Annotated in this window: 19 protein-coding genes and 2 pseudogenes; 11 read left to right on the plus strand and 10 right to left on the minus strand. The window is 66.2% G+C overall.

Features of this window, described 5'->3' with window-relative positions:
* Positions 1-91: 91 nt before the first annotated feature.
* From MAAFP003_RS21655 to ychF, 3 genes are all read right to left on the minus strand, one after another.
* The gene (locus MAAFP003_RS21655; protein WP_096289769.1) at positions 92-916 is read right to left on the minus strand and encodes a MerR family transcriptional regulator; all 825 of its coding nucleotides are present in this window, start codon (positions 914-916) and stop codon (positions 92-94) included.
* Between the two features lie 53 nt (positions 917-969).
* Positions 970-1,335 carry a nuclear transport factor 2 family protein gene (locus MAAFP003_RS21660; RefSeq protein WP_096289770.1) on the minus strand — a complete coding sequence of 122 codons (366 nt, stop codon included), beginning with the start codon at positions 1,333-1,335 and terminating at the stop codon, positions 970-972.
* 134 nt (positions 1,336-1,469) lie between these two features.
* Positions 1,470-2,543, minus strand: a complete 1,074-nt coding sequence (ychF, locus tag MAAFP003_RS21665) for a redox-regulated ATPase YchF (protein WP_096289771.1) — start codon at positions 2,541-2,543, stop codon at positions 1,470-1,472.
* A 227-nt stretch (positions 2,544-2,770) separates the two neighbouring features.
* Here ychF and MAAFP003_RS21670 point away from each other — a divergent pair, with 227 nt between their 5' ends.
* Entirely contained in the window at positions 2,771-3,958 is a 1,188-nt protein-coding gene (locus MAAFP003_RS21670; protein ID WP_096289772.1) for a DUF6542 domain-containing protein, read from the plus strand.
* A 23-nt stretch (positions 3,959-3,981) separates the two neighbouring features.
* Here MAAFP003_RS21670 and MAAFP003_RS21675 read toward each other — a convergent pair whose 3' ends face one another.
* Positions 3,982-4,980: a 4-hydroxy-3-methylbut-2-enyl diphosphate reductase gene (locus tag MAAFP003_RS21675; RefSeq protein WP_096289773.1), complete on the minus strand. Its 999-nt coding sequence runs from the start codon at positions 4,978-4,980 to the stop codon at positions 3,982-3,984.
* 89 nt (positions 4,981-5,069) lie between these two features.
* Between MAAFP003_RS21675 and MAAFP003_RS21680 the strand changes: the two genes are divergently transcribed.
* From MAAFP003_RS21680 to MAAFP003_RS21705, 6 genes and pseudogenes are all read left to right on the plus strand, one after another.
* Entirely contained in the window at positions 5,070-5,678 is a 609-nt protein-coding gene (locus tag MAAFP003_RS21680; protein WP_096289774.1) for a lipid droplet-associated protein, read from the plus strand.
* On the plus strand, positions 5,675-6,934 hold the full coding sequence (xseA, locus tag MAAFP003_RS21685) for an exodeoxyribonuclease VII large subunit (protein ID WP_096289775.1): 1,260 nt from the start codon (positions 5,675-5,677) through the stop codon (positions 6,932-6,934). Before MAAFP003_RS21680 ends, xseA begins: the two co-directional genes overlap by 4 nt.
* Positions 6,924-7,184 (plus strand): exodeoxyribonuclease VII small subunit, encoded by a 261-nt coding sequence (locus MAAFP003_RS21690; RefSeq protein WP_096289776.1) that lies wholly within the window; start codon positions 6,924-6,926, stop codon positions 7,182-7,184. Before xseA ends, MAAFP003_RS21690 begins: the two co-directional genes overlap by 11 nt.
* Positions 7,185-7,245: 61 nt before the next feature.
* Positions 7,246-8,352 (plus strand): 3-beta-hydroxysteroid dehydrogenase, encoded by a 1,107-nt coding sequence (locus MAAFP003_RS21695; RefSeq protein WP_096289777.1) that lies wholly within the window; start codon positions 7,246-7,248, stop codon positions 8,350-8,352.
* 150 nt (positions 8,353-8,502) lie between these two features.
* A pseudogene (locus MAAFP003_RS21700) lies at positions 8,503-8,895 on the plus strand (DUF222 domain-containing protein); the annotation flags it as partial.
* A gap of 383 nt (positions 8,896-9,278) precedes the next feature.
* A pseudogene (locus MAAFP003_RS21705) lies at positions 9,279-10,434 on the plus strand (AI-2E family transporter); the annotation flags it as partial.
* Here the strand turns inward: MAAFP003_RS21705 and MAAFP003_RS21710 are convergent.
* On the minus strand, positions 10,411-11,208 hold the full coding sequence (locus tag MAAFP003_RS21710; protein ID WP_096289779.1) for a dienelactone hydrolase family protein: 798 nt from the start codon (positions 11,206-11,208) through the stop codon (positions 10,411-10,413). The pseudogene MAAFP003_RS21705 and the gene MAAFP003_RS21710 sit on opposite strands and share 24 nt — an antisense overlap.
* An 11-nt stretch (positions 11,209-11,219) precedes the next feature.
* The gene (locus MAAFP003_RS21715) at positions 11,220-11,900 is read right to left on the minus strand and encodes a DUF4245 domain-containing protein (protein ID WP_423790932.1); all 681 of its coding nucleotides are present in this window, start codon (positions 11,898-11,900) and stop codon (positions 11,220-11,222) included.
* Between the two features lie 80 nt (positions 11,901-11,980).
* Here MAAFP003_RS21715 and glpX point away from each other — a divergent pair, with 80 nt between their 5' ends.
* The 3 genes from glpX to MAAFP003_RS21730 are packed head-to-tail and all read left to right on the plus strand — an operon-like array spanning position 11,981 to position 15,572.
* Complete coding sequence (gene glpX, locus MAAFP003_RS21720; protein WP_103175421.1) at positions 11,981-13,066, plus strand: class II fructose-bisphosphatase; 1,086 nt, start codon at positions 11,981-11,983, stop codon at positions 13,064-13,066.
* A 37-nt stretch (positions 13,067-13,103) separates the two neighbouring features.
* Positions 13,104-14,507: a class II fumarate hydratase gene (locus tag MAAFP003_RS21725; RefSeq protein WP_096289780.1), complete on the plus strand. Its 1,404-nt coding sequence runs from the start codon at positions 13,104-13,106 to the stop codon at positions 14,505-14,507.
* Between the two features lie 18 nt (positions 14,508-14,525).
* A complete protein-coding gene (locus MAAFP003_RS21730) occupies positions 14,526-15,572 on the plus strand; it encodes a hypothetical protein (RefSeq protein WP_096289781.1) in 1,047 nt (348 codons plus the stop codon).
* A gap of 7 nt (positions 15,573-15,579) precedes the next feature.
* On the opposite strand, the gene MAAFP003_RS21735 is transcribed toward MAAFP003_RS21730, so the two are convergent.
* From MAAFP003_RS21735 to MAAFP003_RS21745, 3 genes are all read right to left on the minus strand, one after another.
* A complete protein-coding gene (locus tag MAAFP003_RS21735) occupies positions 15,580-17,031 on the minus strand; it encodes an adenylate/guanylate cyclase domain-containing protein (protein ID WP_096291329.1) in 1,452 nt (483 codons plus the stop codon).
* 114 nt (positions 17,032-17,145) lie between these two features.
* Positions 17,146-18,021 (minus strand): polysaccharide deacetylase family protein, encoded by an 876-nt coding sequence (locus MAAFP003_RS21740; protein WP_096289782.1) that lies wholly within the window; start codon positions 18,019-18,021, stop codon positions 17,146-17,148.
* Between the two features lie 93 nt (positions 18,022-18,114).
* Positions 18,115-19,416 carry an RNA 5'-3' helicase PhoH2 gene (locus tag MAAFP003_RS21745; RefSeq protein WP_096289783.1) on the minus strand — a complete coding sequence of 434 codons (1,302 nt, stop codon included), beginning with the start codon at positions 19,414-19,416 and terminating at the stop codon, positions 18,115-18,117.
* A 45-nt stretch (positions 19,417-19,461) separates the two neighbouring features.
* On the opposite strand from MAAFP003_RS21745, the gene MAAFP003_RS29270 reads away from it, so the two are divergent.
* Positions 19,462-19,620, plus strand: a complete 159-nt coding sequence (locus tag MAAFP003_RS29270) for a hypothetical protein (RefSeq protein ID WP_165796467.1) — start codon at positions 19,462-19,464, stop codon at positions 19,618-19,620.
* Positions 19,621-19,659: 39 nt separating this feature from the next.
* On the opposite strand, the gene MAAFP003_RS21750 is transcribed toward MAAFP003_RS29270, so the two are convergent.
* Positions 19,660-20,487 (minus strand): acyl-ACP desaturase, encoded by an 828-nt coding sequence (locus MAAFP003_RS21750; protein ID WP_096291330.1) that lies wholly within the window; start codon positions 20,485-20,487, stop codon positions 19,660-19,662.
* Positions 20,488-20,497: the final 10 nt, after the last annotated feature.

The raw sequence follows: 20,497 nt of genomic DNA on the forward strand, positions 1-20,497 counted from the left end.
CGGAACTCGGCTAGACGTTGAACCGGAATTCGACCGAATGCCGCTGCCGAACAACGTCACAACGTTGCGACGAGGCTCTCAGCGGGAGAGTTCATGCTCTGGGCGAGAGGACATCGGTGATGGGCCACGCGACTTCGGTTCTCCATTTGGTCTGGTCCGGCGTGTGCGAATGATCGCAGTGGTAATACTCCCGGATGCGCGGTCCGACGGCGAGGCCCTGGCCGGCTATGTAGCTGCCAAGCTCGGCGTAGGCGAGGTCGATGTCGGCGATTGCACCGTGATGAACCGTCACGGCAACCTCAGCGGCGGGCACGACGATGGGTTCGACGAGCCCCAGTCGTCGCGGTGCGGCGACGGGGACAAACACGGTCGCCTGGCCTGGTTCATGTCGAAACAGGCTCTCGTCGTACATCCCGCCGGCAGGCCCGGTTTGATCGAACCGACCAGTCCGCACAGCCCGGCGAACATCGGATAGGGCTGCGCGCCACCACTTTTCGATGTCGATGGGATCGACAACGGCGGTGATGGCGATCGCCGGGATAGTCGACTCGGTGCGCCGGTACACCGGCAGCGGACTCGCCGCGTTGTTCAGCAGAGCACGAAGCGAAGTGACCGCGGCCTTCGTCTGTGCCAGCTCGGCTTCGAGACGATCGATATGGGTTGCGATCAAGGATTCGCGTTCGCCGGCGTCCTGAGCGACCAGAACGTCTCGGACGTCGGCGACCGGCATCCGTAAGTCCCGTAGTCGTCGGATCAGTTGAGCGGTCGGCAGTTGATCAAGGGAGTAGTAGCGGTAGCCGGTCTCGCTATCGACGTGTACCGGCTCGAGTAGTCCGACGTGGTGGTAATGGTGCAGCGTCTTGACACTGAGATGGGTCATCGTCGCGAACTGCCCAACGGAAATCGTGGTACTCATTGCGGCTCCGGGTCAGGGGCCGCTCCCCGGCAGGAAGCGGCCCCCTGGTCAGGTCAATACTGTGGTTCTGTGTTCTTGATGACGAAGAGGCTGACAATCTTGCCGTCGCGCAGCCGGAAGTAGTTGGTCATGATCAACGGATCGGGTAATCCGGTCTTGTCATAGTCACCGTCGTAGCGGCACCGAACGCACAACATCCCGGCGTTGTCGACGATCCCGACGGGTTCCACCGTGACGCGGTCGCCGACAAACTCCTTGGCGATGAACGCGCGGATGTGGTCACGGCCCCAGAACTCCCGCGAGAAGTCGTTGACGAGTGCATCTTCGGCGAATGTCTCCATGATGGCGTCCACGTCGAAGCTGTTGATCGCCGCGATGTGCGCCGTGATCACGGGGTCCAGTGCGAGTTGTGTGGTCATTGCTTCCTCCTTGGCATTGTGACGTCGAATTGCCGTACAACACCAGCGTGGGCCCTCCCGTTACGGGAGGGTCAAGCCGTTGATCGAACGGCCGCACCTTCATCGGGGATGCAGGAGGTCGTGAGACCCGCGATCTAGACGTTGAACCGGAATTCGACCACGTCGCCGTCGGCCATCACGTAGTCCTTGCCCTCCATCCGGACCTTGCCGGCCGCCTTGGCCGCCGCCATCGACCCGGCCTCGATCAGGTCGTCGTAGGACACGATTTCGGCCTTGATGAAGCCCTTCTCGAAATCGGTGTGGATCACCCCGGCCGCCTTAGGCGCGGTATCGCCCTGATGAATCACCCACGCTCGCGCCTCTTTTGGACCGGCCGTCAGGTAGGTCTGCAGCTTCAGAGTGTGAAACCCGGCTCGCGCCAACGCATCTAGTCCGCGCTCGGTCTGCCCGATGGACTCCAGCAGCTCAGCGGCCGACTCGTCGTCGAGCTCCTGGAGCTCGGCCTCGATCTTCGCGTCGAGGAACACCGCGTCGGCAGGTGCGACCATCGCGCGCAACTCGGCCTTGCGGTCCTCGTCGGTGAGCACCGACTCGTCGGCGTTGAACACGTACAGAAATGGCTTGGTGGTCATCAGGTTCAGCTCACGCAGCGCTGACACGTCAACACCGGCCGCAAACAGCGTCTTGCCCGAGTCCAGCACGGCCTCGGCGGCGACGGCCGCCTCGTGCACGGGCTTGCGCTCCTTGTTGCTTCGGGCTTCCTTCTCCAGCCGCGGAACGGCCTTCTCCAAGGTCTGCATGTCGGCGAGGATCAGCTCGGTCTCGATCACCTCGATGTCGGAGCTCGGATCGACCTTGCCGTCGACGTGCACGACATCGTCGTCGGCGAACACCCGCACCACCTGGCAAATCGCGTCGCATTCGCGAATGTTGGCCAGGAACTTGTTCCCGAGCCCGGCACCCTCGGACGCACCCTTCACGATTCCCGCGATGTCGACGAACGTCACGGGCGCCGGCACGATCTTCTCGGAATCGAACATCTCGGCCAGCTTGTCCAGGCGCGGATCGGGCAGCGCCACCACGCCCTCGTTCGGTTCGATCGTCGCGAAAGGGTAGTTGGCCGCGACCACGTTGTTGCGGGTCAGGGCATTAAACAGTGTCGACTTGCCCACATTGGGCAGGCCCACGATTCCCAGGCTCAGGCTCACGGGGAACCAAGTTTAGGGCTCCGCGCCGCGCTCACTCGACTAGCTGCCGTGTTTCGAGCCGGTGAGTGTGGGGCTTATGTAGGAATCCACGGCGTTTCCCGTGCTTACAGCCCACACTCGACGTCCGCCGGCCAATTGGGTCCAGCGTGCGCGACGCCCGTGGCACGCCCGGCATCCCTAACAAGGTATTTACGGGCGTTTTCGCTCATTGCCGGTACGGTCTACATGTGTCAGCGCAGCGGGGAACCTCGGCAGTAGAAGCTGCCCATCGCTCGATCTACCCGGGCATTCCGGGAGTGCCGTCGTGGATAGCCCTGCTCATCGCCGTTACCGCGACTGCCATCGGGTATGGCATCGACTCCGGATTCGGTCACAAGGAGCTGACCGGCATCTTCGCGTGCCTCTATATAGCGGGCTGTGTGCTGGCCGTGCTGGCCGTGCGCCAGGAAGGCTTGTTCACCGCGGTCATCCAGCCGCCGCTGATCCTTTTCTGCGCGGTACCGGGCGCCTACTGGCTGTTCCACGGCGGCAAAATCGGCAGCCTCAAAGACCTGCTGATCAACTGCGGCTATCCGCTCATCGAGCGTTTCCCCTTGATGCTGGGCGCCGCCGGTGGCGTCTTGCTGATCGGACTGATCCGCTGGTACCTGGGGATGTCGCGGCGGCCGGCCGCGGGCGACGCGACTGAAGACACCGCGACCGCGACCGTCGCCGAGAAGTCGCCCTTCCTGCGGGCCATCAGCGCGAAACTGAACTCGCTGCTGGGCGTCGCGTCGTCGGACGACGAGGCCGACGAAGAAGAACCCGTCGATGCGGAGCGCCGCTCCACGAAAACCTCGGCCAGAAGCGGCCGCACGGAGCGCAGCGGCCGGTCCGCGGCAAGTTCGGCCCGAAGCCGGTCCCGGCATGCCCGCCCGTCGGCGGAGGAAGAGTACGACCCGGCAGCCGAGCGACCCCGCCGGCGGCGCCAGACCCCGCCGCGCGACTACGACCCCGCCGACTCGCCGCGCCGGTCCGCGCGGCGCCGTCCGCGACCGGACGATCTTGACCAGCGCGGCGAAGCGCAACGGGAAGGCCGTCGGGACCCGCGCAGCCGCCGCAATCCCTACGAGCGCCCGGCTCCGCGCGGCGGTCGCTACGAGGACTACGACAGGTACGAACCGTCGGAGCCGTTGCGCCGCTACCCGTCCTACGAGCCGTACGAGTCCTATCAACCCGCCTCGGAGCCCCGGCGCCGTCACGCCGCGGCGAGCGGGACGAATGGCTCAAACCCGTCACACCACCCGATCTCGCAGGTCCGTTACCGCGGGTCGGGTCCGTCGGACGAACGGCGCGGGGATCGCCGCAGTCGGTCACGGGCGAATGGTCGTCCCCAGGAGCGTCCCCCGGCCGAATCCTGGGAGTACGACGCCTAAGGCCCGTCCCGTGAGCGGGAAAGTCAGAGCATCGAGCGGATCTCGCGGGGTAGTGCGAAGACCAGCGTCTCCTGCGCCGTCGTCACCGGTTGCACCATGTCAAAGCCGGATTCGGCGAGGCGCTCCAGCACGCCGCGCACCAGCACCTCGGGAACCGACGCTCCGGACGTGACCCCCACCGTCGTGACGCCCGCCAGCCAGGCCGGGTCGATGTCGTCGGCCCAGTCGACCAGGTAAGCGGCCGTCGCTCCGCCGCCGAGCGCCACTTCCACCAGCCGCACCGAGTTCGACGAATTGCGGGACCCGACGACGATCACCAGCTCGCATTCCGGCGCCATCGCCTTGACCGCGACCTGACGGTTCTGGGTCGCGTAGCAAATGTCGTCGCTGGGCGGATCCTGCAGCTTCGGAAAGCGTTGCCGCAACCGCTCGACGATCTCCATGGTCTCGTCCACCGACAGCGTGGTCTGCGACAGCCACACCACCTTGTTCTCGTCGCGGATCGTCACGTTGTCGACCGACGCCACCCCGTCGACCAGCTGCACATGGTCGGGCGCCTCGCCGGCGGTGCCGATGACTTCCTCGTGGCCCTCATGGCCGATCAGCAGAATGTCGTAGTCGTTGCGGGCGAAGCGCCGGGCCTCATTGTGCACCTTGGTAACCAAGGGGCAGGTGGCGTCGATGGTGTGCAGGTTGCGTGCGGCGGCCGCGGCGTGCACGGTCGGCGCCACCCCGTGGGCGGAGAACACCACGATGGCGCCCTCGGGGACCTCATCGGTCTCCTCGACGAACACCGCGCCGGCCTTCTCCAGGGTGTCGACGACGTGGCGGTTGTGCACGATCTCGTGGCGGACATAGACCGGGGCACCGTGCTTCTGCAACGCACGCTCGACCGTTTCGACGGCCCGATCCACACCCGCGCAGTAGCCACGGGGCTCGGCCAACAGCACGCGCTTCCGGGCCGGATCGGCGGCTACCGAGCTGGACGCACCGGGAATCCCCATGTCGACAGTCGGAGGCATGTGCTCCAGGGTACGTTCCGCCGACACGGGGTCGCCAGCGCGCGGCGCTGGGCTTGGAGTTAGCCGTTGCTTAAGGCAATCTTGGACTCATGGCTTCTGCACCGTACGGAGTTCGGCTACTGGTCGGCGCGGCGACAGTCGCCGTCGAAGAGACCATCAGACTGCCGAAGACCATCCTGATGTACCCGATGACGTTGGCCAGTGAGGTCGCTCACATCGTGATGCGTTTTCAGCAGAATCTCGCGGAGCTGGTGATCAAGGGTGATTCCACTCTGGAATCCATATTTCCTCCCAAAGACGAAAACCCGGAATGGGCAACGTTCGACGAGGACACCGACGTCGCCTTGGACAACTCGGGCGGAAGTTTCGCCGAATTGCCCGACGGCGCCGGCGGCGATCGCCGGGCCGAGGGGCGCTTCGCGCTGTACTCGGTGGCCGAGGCGCACGAAGACGCCAGCGCGCTGGTCAAGCCCACCGGGCAGGCGAAGAAGTCAACGGCCGCCACAGAAGTTCCGGCGCCGTCGGTGGCGGCCGAACTCGACTATCAGGCGCTGACACTGGCCCAGCTGCGGGCCCGGGTGCAGTCGTTGAGCGTGGACGACCTCGAAGCCCTGCTGGCCTACGAGCAGGCCACCAAGGCCCGGGCACCGTTTCAGACGTTGCTGGCCAACAGGATCACCCGCGCGTCCGCGAAGTGACCCGGCCGGCGAATTCGGAGGCGAACTCGGCCGAGAACCCGTTCCCGGTTCGCGCCGTCGCGATCCGGGTTGCGGGCTGGATCGACAAGCTCGGAACCGTGTGGGTTGAAGGACAATTGGCCCAGATCAACATTCGGGCCGATTCCAAGACCGTGTTCATGGTGCTGCGTGACCCGGCCGCCGACATGTCGCTGACCGTGACGTGTCCGCGGGACCTGGTCCTCAACGCACCGGTGAAGTTGGCCGAGGGCACCCAGGTGGTGGTCTGCGGAAAGCCCTCGTTCTACACGGGGCGTGGCACATTCTCGTTGCGGCTGAACGAGATTCGTGCCGTCGGCGTCGGCGAGCTACTGGCCCGCATCGAACGGTTGCGCCGGCTACTGGACGCCGAGGGCCTGTTCGACCCGAGACTCAAACGCCCAATCCCTTTCCTGCCGAACATGATCGGGTTGATAACCGGCCGAGCCAGTGCCGCTGAGCGCGACGTGACGACGGTGGCCGCAGCGCGCTGGCCCGCAGTGCGTTTCGCGGTGCGCAACACCACCGTGCAGGGGCCCAACGCGGTCGCGCAGATCGTCGAGGCGCTGCTCGAGCTCGATCGGCACGCCGAAGTCGACGTGATCGTGCTGGCCCGCGGCGGCGGCAGCGTCGAGGACCTGCTGCCGTTCTCCGACGAGACTCTGTGCCGCGCGATCGCGGCCTGCCGTACGCCGGTGATCAGCGCCGTCGGCCATGAGCCCGACAACCCGCTCTGCGACCTGGTCGCCGATCTGCGTGCGGCCACCCCGACCGACGCGGCCAAGCGGGTGGTCCCGGACACCGCCGCGGAGCAGCGCGGGATTGCCGACCTGCGCCGGCGCAGCGCCCAGGCACTGCGCAATTGGGTGTCGCGCGAACAGCGGGCGCTGGCTCAGTTGCGCAGCCGCCCGGTGCTGGCCGAGCCGCTGGCGGCGTTGACCGCTCGCACCGAGGAGATCCACCGCGCCCGCTCGGCGGTACGCCGCGACATCACCCGGTTGGTCGCCGCCGAATCCGATCGCGTCGGCCACCTGTCCGCCCGGCTGGCCACGCTGGGCCCGGCAGCGACTCTGGCCCGCGGGTACGCGGTGGTGCAGGCCGTTCCGGTGGACGGCTCCCCCGACGCCATGCACGTGCTGCGCTCGGTCGACGAGGCGCCGGCCGGTACCCGGTTGCGGGTGCGCGTTTCCGACGGCGCCGTAGCGGCGGTGAGTGAGGGACTGACCGATGGTCAATGACAAAGGCGACGGTGTGGACCAGGCGGAGGCCGAATTGGTTACGCCCATTAGTCAACTCGGCTATGAATCTTGCCGCGACGAGCTGATCGAAGTCGTGCGCCTTCTCGAGCAGGGCGGGCTTGACCTCGATGCGTCGCTAAAGCTGTGGGAAAGAGGCGAGCAGCTGGCTAAACGATGCGAAGAACACTTAGCTGGCGCTCGCAAGCGAGTGGAGGATGCGCTGGCGTCCGGGCAGAGCGACGAGACGTAGATGGAACCGTCTATGCAAAGCGACTTGGCTGAATTGTGCAAAACTGTAACGTGTTTCAGTTATCCTGTCCGGCATGGGTGATCCTTCACTGACAACCGAACTCGGCCGCGTCCTGGTCACCGGCGGCTCCGGGTTTGTCGGCGCCAACCTGGTGACCACCTTGCTCGACCGCGGATACTCGGTGCGTTCCTTCGACCGCGCGCCGTCGCCACTTCCTCCGCATTCGCACCTGGAAGTGCTGCAGGGCGACATCACCGACAAGGACGTCTGCGCGCAGGCCGTCGACGGCATCGACACGGTATTCCACACTGCGGCGATCATCGAGCTGATGGGCGGCGCGTCGGTGACCGACGAGTACCGTCAGCGCAGCTTTGCGATCAACGTCGGCGGCACCCAGAACTTGGTGGAAGCGGGGCGTGCCGCGGGCGTGCAGCGGTTCGTCTACACGTCGTCCAACAGCGTCGTGATGGGCGGCCAGCCCATCGTCGGCGGCGACGAAACCCTGCCCTACACCACGCGATTCAACGACCTGTACACCGAGACCAAGGTCGTCGCGGAGCGATTCGTGTTGTCCCAGAACGGCGTTGACGGCATGCTCACCTGCGCGATCCGACCCAGTGGCATCTGGGGCCGCGGCGACCAGACGATGTTCCGCAAGCTGTTTGAGAGCGTGATCGCCGGCCACGTCAAGGTGCTGATCGGTCGCAAGTCGGCCCGGCTGGATAACTCCTACGTGCACAACCTGATTCACGGCTTCATTCTGGCCGCTCAGCATCTGGTACCCGGCGGCACCGCGCCCGGTCAGGCGTACTTCATCAACGACGACGACCCGATCAACATGTTTGAGTTCGCCCGGCCGGTCGTGGAAGCGTGCGGGCAGCCTTGGCCGCGAATTCGGGTCAACGGCCCCGTCGTCCGCGCGGCGATGACCGGCTGGCAGCGGATGCACTTCCGGTTCGGAATTCCCGCGCCACTCCTGGAGCCGTTGGCCGTCGAGCGGCTGTACCTGGACAACTTCTTCTCGGTTGCCAAGGCGTCTCGCGACCTGGGCTACCAGCCGCTGTTCACCACCGAGAAGGCGTTGGACGAGTGCCTGCCCTATTACGTCGAGATGTTCGGCCAGATGAAGAGGCAGGCCGAGGCGGCCAAAGCCGGCACCAAGCGATAGCGCGCCGCTCCTGCCAGCGAACCAACCGCGGCGGCCGATAGTCGGCAGAGTCTGTGGACAAACCCGTGACTGTGGATAAGGACGCGAGGCGGGTGCGGCGCGGGATCTGAGCGGCCGGGATTTGTCGGTGGTGGTCGCGATGATGTCGTTATGTCGTTGACCGCCTCGCCGAGCGTCGTTGAATCGCGTCCGCCGGATCGTCTGGGGGTGTTGTTCGAGGAGTTGGCGGAGTTAGCGGGTCAGCGCAATGCCATTGATGGGCGCATCGTGGAGATCGCTGCCGAGATCGAGCGCGACGAGCTGTGCGGGGCGACCGGTGCGCGCTCGGTGGCGGCGTTGCTGGGCTGGAAGCTGGCCCTGTCCTCGGCGAATGCCCACACGATCACCACGATCGCGGGCCGGCTCGAGGAGTTCCCGCGGTGTGCGGCCGGGATGGCTGAGGGTCGGCTGTCGCTGGATCAGGTCGGCGTCATCGCCGCCGGCGCCGGTCAGGGATCTGATGAGCACTATGCGGGGCTGGCCGAGGTCGCCACGGTCCGCCAGCGGGCGTGTCAAGATAACTGTGTAAGTTGTTGTAGCCGTTTATCTTTGGGGTCATAGGGGGAGTCGGTCGGGGAATTGGATGGCGAAGGTGTTCAGGGCTTCGGTCCAGCGGTAGGTTCCTGGTCCGTGCCCCGGACCCACCGGCGAACGCGCCCACTGGTGGTGGTACCAACCCTTCCAACCCCAACCACCACCAACCAACTAACCCGGCCCGATGCTGAAGCTCAAACACACAGGGGCAACAAACGACTCGTTAGCGCCGCGCCGACATGCGCACTAGCCTGAGCAGCTAACCGATCTCGGTAGACGGCCATACGACGCGACCGCTATCGGGCAAGGCTAAGGTTCAGCTCAACGGCGACGTGGAGGGCGGCGGGTTGGCTATGAACACCGAATTCACGCTCACTCAAAAGCGTGCGCTGGCGGTAGTCACATTGATCGCGCTGCTGTTCGGCGCGTACTTCCTGCGCGACTATTTCGTGTTGATCGTGGTCGCCGCCGTCGGCGCGTATTTGTTCACGCCACTGTTCAATTGGTTCAACAAGCGCTTCGGCACCGGCCTGTCGGCAACCTTCACGTTGTTGTCGGCGCTCGCGATGGTGATCGTGCCGGTTGGTCTGTTCATCGTGCTGGCCGTCGTCCAGGTCTCCCGGATGATCGACAGCATTTCCGGGTGGGTCAAGACCACCGACCTCAGCGGGCTCGGTGACAAAGTCCTGCACATCGTCAACGACCTGGCGGCTCGAGTTCCGTTCCTGCACATCACGATTAATGCGGAGATGCTGCGAAAGGCGATGGTCACCGGCGCGCAGAACATCGGTCAAGGACTGCTGCACGCCTTACAGGGTGCTGCGGGGAGCGCCTTCGGTGCCATCACGAACGGGATCATCTTTCTCTACCTTTTTCTCGCACTGCTGGTGCATCGAGAGAGCTTGCGCACGTTGCTCGGTCAGCTCAACCCGCTGGGGGAGGAAGTCACCGATCTGTATCTGAAGAAGACCGGTGCGATGGTGCGCGGCACCGTGTTCGGTCAGTTCGTTATCGCACTGTGTCAAGGTGTCGCGGGCGCCGGGTCGATCTACATCGCCGGATTCCACCACGGTTTCTTCATTTTCGCGATTCTGCTCACCGCCCTGTCGATCATTCCGTTGGGTGGCGGCATCGTGACGATGCCATTCGGCATCGGAATGCTGTTCTACGGCAACATATTCGGTGGTGCATTCGTGATCTTGTGGCATCTGCTGGTGGTCACCAACATCGACAACGTTTTGCGCCCCGTCCTGGTACCGCGCGACGCCCGGCTGAATTCGGCGCTGTTCCTGCTATCGGTGTTCGCCGGTATCGCCATGTTCGGACCCTGGGGCATCGTCATCGGCCCGGTGCTGATGATCCTGATCGTGACGACTCTTGACGTCTACCTGGCGGTCTATCAGGACGTCGAGCTGGTAAACCCGGACGACGACCCACCCGCGCGCCGCGGCTGGCTGCCACGCCGCACTGGCAACAAGCCGGGAGTTAAGTCAGCCGCTCAGTGAGGAATTCGACGACCCGCTTGCGGGCCTCGTACGCCGGATGGCCGTCGACTTCGCGAACCTCGGACGTCAGCACCGAATGCGCCGACTTTGCGAAGCCGTGTGCGTTGCCGGGACTCGAGTCGATCTCAATCACCTCGAACGCGTCGCCGAGCCGCTGCTTGAGCGCCGCGAACCGTTCGGCGGGCACCACCGGATCCTCGCTGAAACGCAGGCCCATGGCGCACAGACCTTCATCGGCCGCACGACGGGCGACGACCGCCAGCTCCGACTCACTGAGGCCCGGATCGCTGCGCCGCGTCCGGCCGAGTGGAAACGGCACCGACGGTTGGCTGAGCACCGGCGCCAGCACGCTGTCGTCGACGGCGGCGGCCAGCGCGAAGCCGCCGGTGAAACATTCGCCGATCACGCCGACGCCTTTACTTGCGGTCGACGCCTTGAGATCACGGGCCAGCGCACGCAGAAACTGCGACACCGGCCGCTCCTTGTTCGTCGCAAAGGCCGCGAATTCCTTTGCCACACAAGTCCGCGCGATGACCTCCACGATGGACCCGGTCGTCTTGGCCCTGCCCGGCACGCCGAACAGCGACGGGATGGCGACGGTGAATCCGTTGTCCACCAAGTGATTGCCCAGGCCCAGCACCCCGGGATGGATCCCGGGGATCTCGGGAATCAACACCACTCCGGGCCCGGCGCCCTTGCGGTAGACGTCATGGGTGTAGCCGCCACCGGTGAACGGTGCCACCACCCACCCGGACAAATCCGCTTCGGGTGCGTTCACGCGCGTCGCTCCTATCGGCTGGTCGGCAGGGGCGACTGCGACTGCGTCGCCGCCGCCAGCGTACGGAACTGATCGGTGTTTCCGGCACCCGTGATCGCGATCTGGGCGGTTCCGCCCGGGCTGGTCAGCCTGGTGGTCCAGACCGGCTCGGCGTCGGCACCGCTGTCACCGGAACCGCGATAGACAATCCAGTTCGTTCCCCCGACGTCGACCGTGCCGGTCGGATACGCCGACGGATGGATCGAGCCGACCAGCTTGTCCTCGTCGGCGTTGCTCTGCGTCAGGCTCAGATACATTCCGGTGGGTCCGATGTATCCCACCGTCGAGGTGGCCGCGGCCAGGCGCTGACCATTGGCCATCCGCCCGTTCTCGATGCCGCCGCGGCCGCCGGAGTTGGGCTGCCAGCCCTCGGGCAGCCGCGGCATCCGGATCGGAAAGCCCAGCGTCTGAGCGTCGGCACGCAGGGCAGACGCCGCGTCGTACGACGGAATCGCGCCCTTGTTCGGCCCGGTCGGCTGGAACGAACACATCCCGACCATGCCCGCCAGCAGGATGCATCCGATCACCAGCGGCACCAGCGACCAGAACATGTCGCGGCCGTCCTGCAGCAACCGGGGTTTGGCGGGCCTGGCGGCCGGCACCGGCTCACCGGCCTGCTCGGCCGGGATACTGGAGGGCTGCTCGTCGGTCACCCCACCAGTATCCCAGCCCGCCGTTGGCAGCCACAGCCCAGATCCAGCGGACCGATCAGCTTCTGGGAGAATCAGCAACCATGACAGCATCGGCCGGATCCGGTTCGTCTTCGACCGCGTCCGCGGGCTCCGACCCGCAGGTACGGGCACGTCGCGAGGCCCCAGACCGCAACCTGGCCCTGGAACTGGTCCGGGTCACCGAGGCCGGCGCGATGGCCGCCGGCCGCTGGGTCGGCCGTGGCGACAAGGAGGGCGGCGACGGTGCGGCCGTCGACGCGATCCGTGAACTGGTCAACTCGGTGTCCATGCGCGGGGTCGTCGTCATCGGAGAAGGCGAAAAAGACGAGGCGCCGATGCTCTACAACGGCGAAGAGGTCGGCAACGGCGACGGCCCAGACTGCGACTTCGCCGTGGACCCGGTGGATGGCACCACGCTGATGAGCAAGGGCATGCCCAACGCCATCTCGGTGCTGGCGGTGGCCGATCGCGGAGCGATGTTCGACCCGTCGGCGGTGTTCTACATGAACAAGATCGCCGTCGGGCCCGAAGCCGCCCACGTGCTGGACATCACCGCGCCGATCGCCGACAACATCCGCGCGGTCGCCAAGGTCAAGGATCTTTCGGTGCGGGACATGACCGTGTGCATCCTGGACCGGCCGCGGCACAGTCAGCTCATCGAAGACGCCCGCTCCACCGGTGCCCGCATCCGGCTGATCACCGATGGCGACGTCGCCGGGGCCATCTCGGCGTGTCGGCCCCAATCGGGAACCGACATGCTGGCCGGCATCGGCGGCACCCCGGAGGGGATCATCGCCGCCGCGGCGATCCGCTGCATGGGCGGGGCAATCCAGGCGCAACTGGCGCCGCGCGACGACGCCGAACGCCGCAAGGCGCTCGACGCCGGCTACGACTTGGACCAGATCCTGACCACCGAGGATCTGGTGTCCGGCGAGAACGTCTTCTTCTGCGCCACCGGGGTTACCGACGGCGATCTGCTCAAGGGCGTCCGGTACTACCCGGGCGGTTGCACCACCCAATCGATCGTGATGCGGTCCAAATCGGGAACCGTTCGCATGATCGAGGCCTACCACCGGCTTTCGAAGCTCAACGAATACTCCGCGATCGACTTCACCGGCGACAGTACCGCTGCCTACCCCCTGCCGTAACCGCGATTAGCACACCCCAACGAAGAGGAACTAATTCATGGCCGAAAGCGCCGAATATCGCATCGAGCACGACACCATGGGCGAGGTACGTGTACCCGCAAAAGCGTTGTGGCGAGCGCAAACCCAGCGCGCTGTGGAGAACTTTCCGATTTCGGGCCGGGGCCTCGAGCGCACTCAGATCCGCGCGTTGGGCCTGCTGAAGGGCGCCTGCGCACAGGTCAACTCCGACCTGGGGCTGCTGGCGCCGGAGAAGGCCGACGCGATCATCGCCGCGGCGGCCGAGATCGCCGACGGCAAACACGACGACCAGTTCCCGATCGACGTCTTCCAGACCGGCTCGGGCACCAGCTCCAACATGAACACCAATGAAGTGATCGCGTCCATCGCGGCCGCCAACGGCGTCACGGTGCACCCCAACGACGACGTCAACATGTCGCAGTCGTCCAACGACACCTTCCCGACCGCCACCCATATCGCGGCGACCGAAGCCGCCGTGCGCCACCTGATCCCGGCGCTGGAAATACTGCACGACGCGCTGGCGACCAAGGCACGCGAGTGGCACACCGTGGTCAAGTCGGGCCGCACCCACTTGATGGACGCCGTCCCGGTCACGCTCGGCCAGGAATTCAGCGGCTACGCCCGACAGATCGAGGCGGGGATCGAGCGGGTGCGCGCCACGCTGCCGCGCCTCGGCGAGCTGGCCATCGGCGGGGCCGCGGTGGGCACCGGGCTCAACGCTCCCGACGGCTTCGGCGCCAAGGTGGTCGAGGCGCTGGTCGCGTCGACAGGCCTGGCCGAATTGCGCACGGCGACAAACTCTTTCGAGGCTCAGGCGGCGCGCGACGGACTGGTGGAGGCGTCCGGTGCGCTGCGCACCATCGCCGTGTCACTGACCAAGATCGCCAACGACATCCGCTGGATGGGCTCCGGGCCACTGACCGGTTTGGGCGAGATTCAGCTGCCGGATCTGCAGCCGGGTAGCTCGATCATGCCGGGCAAGGTCAATCCGGTTCTGCCAGAGGCGGTTACGCAGGTGGCCGCCCAGGTGATCGGCAACGACGCCGCCGTCGCGGTCGGCGGTTTGTCGGGCGCGTTCGAACTCAACGTCTACATCCCGATGATGGCCCGCAACATCTTGGAGTCGTTCAAGCTGCTGAGCAACGTGTCGAAGTTGTTCGCCGAGCGCTGCATCGTCGGCCTGAAGGCCAACGAAGGGCACCTGCGCGAGTTGGCGGAGTCGTCGCCGTCGATCGTGACCCCCTTGAACTCGGCCATCGGCTACGAGGAAGCCGCCGCCGTAGCCAAGCAAGCGCTCAAGGAGCGCAAGACGATCCGTCAGACCGTGATCGACCGCGGCCTGATCGGCGACAAGTTGTCGATCGAGGAACTGGACCGCCGGCTAGACGTGCTGGCGATGGCCAAGGTCAAACCGGCGAAATAAAGTGGGGGTGGTTCTGCAATGACGGTTCCTCCAGGCGGTCCGTACGGGCAGGATCCGTACGGGCAGGATCCGTACGGCGCGAATCCGTATGGGCAGGGCCCATATTGGGGTGGTCCACCGCAAGGCGGCCCTGCGCCCTACCCGCCCGGCGGCCCTGCGCCCTACCCGCCCGGCGGCCCCTACTCGGGGCCGCAGAGCGGTGCGTATCCCTACCCGCCGACCGGTCCGTTCACCAATCCGCAAGGCGGGATGGATCCTTCGTATCAGGGTCAGCCCTACGGTCAGACCGGGGCACCGCAGTATCCCCCCGGCTGGCCGCCCGGCTCCTACCCACCGGGACCGCCGCCGAACGGGCCTCGGTCCAACATGCCGTGGCTGATCGTCGCCGGCATCGCGGTGCTGGGCGTCATCGCGCTGGTGGTGATCCTGGTCGTCAGCCTGAACAACGAGCCCAAGGGGCCCAAAGCCAATCCGTCGACGACGACCGCCGCGCCGACGTCGCAGCAGCCGGGTGGTTCGGGTCAGACCGCGAGCGATTGCACGCCCAATGTGTCCGGTGGCGATAAGCCCGCTGGCGGCGCGCCGATCAAGGCGGGCAAGTTGTCGTTTCCGGCCACCGCGGCACCCGGATGGATGCCGTTCTCGGATGACCAGACTCCGAATCTCATTGGCGCAGTGGGGCTAGCGCAGGAGGTGCCCGGCGCCAGCCAGTGGGTGATGCAGGCCGAGGTCGCGATCACCAACTTCGTTCCCAGCATGGACGTCAGCACGCAGGCCGCGAAGTTGATGAATTGCGTGGCCGAAGGCCCCGGCTATTCGAACGCCTCACCGACGCTGGGGCCGATCAAGAAGTCGTCGATCACGGTGGAGGGGATCAAGGCGGCCCGGGTGGACGCCGATGTCACGATCGCCGACCCCGCCCGCAAGGTGAAGGGCGATTCCGTGGTCATCATCGCGGTCGACACCAAGCCGGTCACCATCTTCCTGGGCGCAACGCCGATCGGCGATTCCGCCTCGGCCGGACTGCTCAGCCAGGTGATCGGATCGCTGAAGGTCTCCAAGTAAGGCGGTTTCAGGCGGGCGCCGACACATGGGTGGCCTCGGAGCGGCCGCGCAACACGGTGGAATAGCACTGGACCCAGTGACCCCGTTCGGCCTCGTCGGCCCGGTCGATGGCCGCCGCTGAGCACAGGATGCGCCGATCCGAAGTCTTGGCCAGATCCGCCAGGCGTGCGGCTTCGTTGACCGCATCTCCGATTACCGTGTATTCATAACGGTTTTCGGCGCCGATGTTGCCGGCGAACACCCGGCCCGCCGACACCCCGATACCGAAATCCACGGGGAGGCGCCGCAGTTGGGTCCCCAGCGTGCGCGCCGTGGCCAGTGCCGCCGATGACGGCTCGCCGGTGTGCAGCGGTACCCCGAAGACCGCCAGCGCGGCGTCGCCCGCGAATTTGTTGATCAGGCCGCCGTGCTCGTCGACGGCGTCGACCACGATGCGGAAAAAGTCGTTGAGCACGTCGGCAACCTCTTGGGGCGGACGGCTTTCCGCGAGCTGAGTCGAACCCACCAGATCGATGAACAGCACCGCCGCCTCGGCCACATCGCCCGACAGCGACGCACCCTCCTCGATCGCGCGCTGAGCGACGTCGGCCCCGACGTGACGGCCGAACAGGTCACGTAGCCGGTCACGCTCGGCAAGTCCGGCCACCATGCGGTTGAATCCCGTTTGTAGGCGCCCGATTTGGGATCGTTCGTACGCGCCGACGGTGGTGTCGATGTTACCGCGCTCGACCTGAGCCATCGCGTCGACGACTTCGCCGATCGGGTCCGAAATCGATCGCGACGTCAGGATCATCGTGGGCAGCCCGAGCAGCAGCGCGGCCAGTGACACCACCAGGATCGGCACGTACAGCGAGGCGGACTTCTGAATCAGCCAACCGTAGGTGCGCAGCACCACCAGGGTTGCGATGACGCCGATCGGAAGTGCGCTGACCAGAAACCAGAGCATGACCAGTCGTGCGAACACGCCGGGCACCGCCAACCGGGGCTCGAGCCCCTGGGTCGCCGCACCCATGATGGGGCGCAAGGTCCGTTGCGCGAGCAACATCCCGGTGCCCGCGGCGGCGGGACCACCGAGCACCACCCCGAGCGCCATCGGAAGCAACAGGGCTGGGCCACCACCGAGATTGAGCAATACGAAGACGCCGCCGGCCACACCCCAAGCCGCCACCAGGATGACCGTCTGCCGTCCGGCCAGCCGCATCGCGACTTCCCGTTGCGCGGTGGTGGGTTCCTGGCCGGCGGCATACCAGCGCACTGTGGGAAGGAGGCTGAACACTCCGGCCACCGCGACGCCGACGATGCCCAGGACCACCAGCGCCACCACGATCGCGGTGTCTTTCTGCGTGAAGACGACGCTGGTGGCCGCGGACGTGTGTCCCCGCAGTGGAATCAGGATGGCGGCGACGTCGATGACGGCGATGATGTACGACAGGGCAAGGTCGACCCCGTATTCGGTCAACAGTCTGCGGGCCGACTTACGCTGCGGCGCCTCGGATATCGCCGCGGGATCGCGCGATTCTCGCGCCTGCCGCCCGTCCGCTGTGCTCACCCCCTAAAGGTAGCCGCGCGGAGCTCACGCACCGTTATTCGGCCCACCCGAGTTCTGGCCCGGGATGTCGGTGATCGGGAAGTTCGGCATCGGCTTGGGTGACGCGGTGTTGGGCAGCGTCGGAATGTCGGCGGGCGGGATGTCGTGCAGCTCGTTGGCCGGCGGCCCGTTCTCCCGGCTGCCGTAGCTGCTGCCGGGCGCTCGCGGCCCTAACAGTTCGCTGACCGTCACCAGGTGATAGCCGTTGGCCTTGAGCACCGGAATGAACTGGTACACCAGGTCAACGGTGCTCGAGTAGGTGTCGTGGAACAGCACCACCGAGCCGGGCTTGATGTAGGTCATCAGCATGTACCGTGTCGCGGCGGTGTTCGAATCGTTTGCCCAATCGAAAGGGATGACATCCCAGAGGATTTCGGCAAGCCCATAGCGGGCGGCGGTCTGGCGCACGTCGGGCGTGGACAGCCCGCCGGCCGGACGGTACAGCGTCGGGGTGCGCCCGGTCGCGGCGTTGATCGCGTCGTTGGCCTTGGCGAACTGCGCGGCGACGTCTTCGGGCGGGATGGTCGTCATGTTGGGGTGTTCCCAGGTGTGGCTGCCGATTTCCATGCCGGCGTCGGCGACGCGCTTGGCACCGGCCGGGTTGGCGGCCACCTTGTTGCCGATCTCGAAGAAGGTGGCCTTGGCGTCGGCGTCCTTCAGGACTTGCAGCAGGCGATCGTCGAACGGGCTCGGCCCGTCGTCGAACGTCAGCGCGACACACTTGACCACCGAGCAGCTCAGATTGTCGGCGCGCGTCACGTGACCGGTCAGGCCGCCGATCACCAGCACCGCACCGGCGGCCACGACACCCAACACGGTCCGCCAATAGCGCCAGGCCTGGCTGTCGGGTCGTTTCGGCACCCTGGCAGCTTACTCGCCCTCGCGTGTGCGACCTGGGCGTCGAGTGTGCGTCCAGTGCGCCCTGGATGCACACTCGAGTAGGAAAAGTCCGCCTCAGTGCGGCCCGGCGATCTCCTCGAGCATCTCGGTGACCAGCGCGGCGATCGGCGAGCGCTCGCTGCGCAGCAGGGTGATGTGCGCGAACAGCGGGTGACCCTTGAGCTTCTCGATCACGGCCGCGACACCGTCATGGCGGCCCACCCGCAGGTTGTCGCGCTGGGCGATGTCGTGGGTGAGCACCACGCGCGACCCGGTGCCCAGCCTGGACAGCACGGTCAGCAAGACGTTGCGTTCCAGCGATTGCGCCTCGTCGACGATCACGAACGAGTCGTGCAGCGAGCGCCCGCGAATGTGGGTCAGCGGCAGCACCTCGAGCATGCCGCGCGACAGCACCTCCTCGAGGACGGCCGGGCTGGCCAGGCCTTCCAGGGTGTCGAAGACCGCCTGCGCCCAGGGGCCCATCTTCTCGCTCTCGCTGCCGGGCAGGTAGCCCAGCTCCTGACCGCCCACGGCGTACAGCGGACGGAACACCACGACTTTGCGCTGGGTTCGCCGTTCCAGGACCGCCTCGAGACCGGCACACAGGGCCAACGCCGACTTGCCGGTTCCGGCCTTGCCGCCCAGCGACACGATGCCCACCGACTCGTCGAGCAGCAGGTCGAGCGCGACGCGCTGCTCGGCAGAGCGCCCGCGCAGCCCGAACACCTCGCGGTCACCGCGGACCAGCTGCACACGTTTGGCCGCCGTCACTCGGCCCAGCGCGTGCGAGCTGCCGCCCAGCAGTCGAATTCCGGTGTGGCACGGGAGGTCTCGCGCTTCGACCAGATCGATCTCGCCGTCGGCGAAGAGCGCGTCGATGTCCTCGGCCGCGGTCTCGATCTCCTGCATTCCCGACCAGCCCGAGGCCACCACGTCTTGCGCGTGGTACTCGTCGGCGGCCAGGCCCACCGCGGCGGCCTTGACGCGCAGTGGAATGTCCTTGCTGACCAGCGTCACCCGCTTGCCTTCGGCGGCGAGGTTGGCCGCGCAGCTCAGGATCCGGGAGTCGTTGCTCTCGGTCCGGAAACCGGCCGGCAGCACGCTCGGATCGGTGTGGTTGAGCTCGACGTGCAGCGTACCGCCTTGTGTCCCAACCGGAATGGGCTGATCGAGCCGTCCGTGCTCCAAGCGCAGATCGTCGAACAATCGCAGCGACTGTCGAGCAAACCATCCCAACTCATGGTGGTGGCGTTTAGCCTCCAGTTCGCTGATCACCACCAGCGGGACCACCACCTCGTGTTCGGCGAACCGACTACATGCCCACGGGTCGGACAGCAGCACGGAAGTGTCGATCACGTAGGTCCGGATTTCGGTCACGTAGCGCTCCTCGAGCGGGATAAGCCCGCGCGGACCCGCACAGGCATGTCGGCGGGAACTGCGACACCAGGACCGGGGCCGGTCCTTCCCGTTGTGGTGACGGAGGTGCCGCCCTGGCAGCTGAGCAAGACGCTGACCATCGAGAATGACGCTACTCTCGTCGCCGCTTCGCAGCAGCGCAGGCGCGCCGAGGCCGAGATGTGATGAGGACCGCGAGCCGCGTGGACGCTCGCGACGGCCGGCTTAGCCGGCGACGAACTGCCGCAGTCTGGGCTCGTCAGCGACGCCCCAGTCGGTGATGCGGTCGGCGATCGCCTGGCGCAGATCGGCGGGCCCGAAAATTCCGGCGGCCTCGACGTTGCGCACCTTGTCCTGGTAGGCGCGGATGTCGGCACCCACGACCTGCAGTTCGGCCGCGCGCTTGGCGATCGCGTCGATCGTCTCGTCGCGGGTGTACCTCAGGCAGTGCGCGACCAGGTTGGAGAAGAACAGCTCGTGGCGCACCTCGTCGCGGTAGATCCGGTCGACCAGCCCGGCCAGAATCGGCTCCTCGAGTTTGGCGGCCAGATTACGGCAGTAGACGGCGTGGGTGCGCTCGGTCAACGCCATGTACACCAGGGTCTCCACCTGGGTGTAGTGGTCGGCACGGTAACCCTGCATCAGGTACTCGACGCGCGCCTCTTCGTTGGCGGTGGGATCGACCTCACGGGTCACCACCAGGTATTCGCGCAGCGCGATGGCGTGCAGGTGCTCTTCGGCGGTCCAACGGCCCAGCCAGCGGCCCCACCAGTCCTCGAGAATGAAGTGCTCGACCAGCTCGCGGTGGTGAGCGGCCAGGTCATCCTTGAGCAGCAGCAGGATCTCGCAGGCGTCGGTGAATTCCCGGGGCAGTGTCATGCTGGACGGGTCCCAGTCGCGTCCGCCGAGGAAGGCGAAGTTCTCGCCCCGGTCGAACGGTACGTAGTCGTGGGCGAACCAGATGTCGTCGGTGGACAGGTGGCGGTCCATTTCGGCCTCGACGACCGGCTCGAGTTCCTGGGTCAGCGCATTAGCGACAGGTTTCTGTGCCATGCGGTTACTG

Origin of the sequence: Mycobacterium ahvazicum (assembly GCF_900176255.2) — a bacterium.
Classification (GTDB): domain Bacteria; phylum Actinomycetota; class Actinomycetes; order Mycobacteriales; family Mycobacteriaceae; genus Mycobacterium; species Mycobacterium ahvazicum.

Excerpts from the sequence above, each read along its gene's own strand:
- MAAFP003_RS21655 (WP_096289769.1), bottom strand. The coding sequence starts at position 916 with ATGAGTACCACGATTTCCGTTGGGCAGTTCGCGACGATGACCCATCTC.
- MAAFP003_RS21660 (WP_096289770.1), bottom strand. The coding sequence starts at position 1,335 with ATGACCACACAACTCGCACTGGACCCCGTGATCACGGCGCACATCGCG.
- MAAFP003_RS21675 (WP_096289773.1), bottom strand. The coding sequence starts at position 4,980 with ATGCCTCCGACTGTCGACATGGGGATTCCCGGTGCGTCCAGCTCGGTA.
- MAAFP003_RS21680 (WP_096289774.1), top strand. The coding sequence starts at position 5,070 with ATGGCTTCTGCACCGTACGGAGTTCGGCTACTGGTCGGCGCGGCGACA.
- MAAFP003_RS21690 (WP_096289776.1), top strand. The coding sequence starts at position 6,924 with ATGGTCAATGACAAAGGCGACGGTGTGGACCAGGCGGAGGCCGAATTG.
- glpX (WP_103175421.1), top strand. The coding sequence starts at position 11,981 with ATGACAGCATCGGCCGGATCCGGTTCGTCTTCGACCGCGTCCGCGGGC.
- MAAFP003_RS21725 (WP_096289780.1), top strand. The coding sequence starts at position 13,104 with ATGGCCGAAAGCGCCGAATATCGCATCGAGCACGACACCATGGGCGAG.
- MAAFP003_RS21730 (WP_096289781.1), top strand. The coding sequence starts at position 14,526 with ATGACGGTTCCTCCAGGCGGTCCGTACGGGCAGGATCCGTACGGGCAG.
- MAAFP003_RS29270 (WP_165796467.1), top strand. The coding sequence starts at position 19,462 with ATGTCGGCGGGAACTGCGACACCAGGACCGGGGCCGGTCCTTCCCGTT.
- MAAFP003_RS21750 (WP_096291330.1), bottom strand. The coding sequence starts at position 20,487 with ATGGCACAGAAACCTGTCGCTAATGCGCTGACCCAGGAACTCGAGCCG.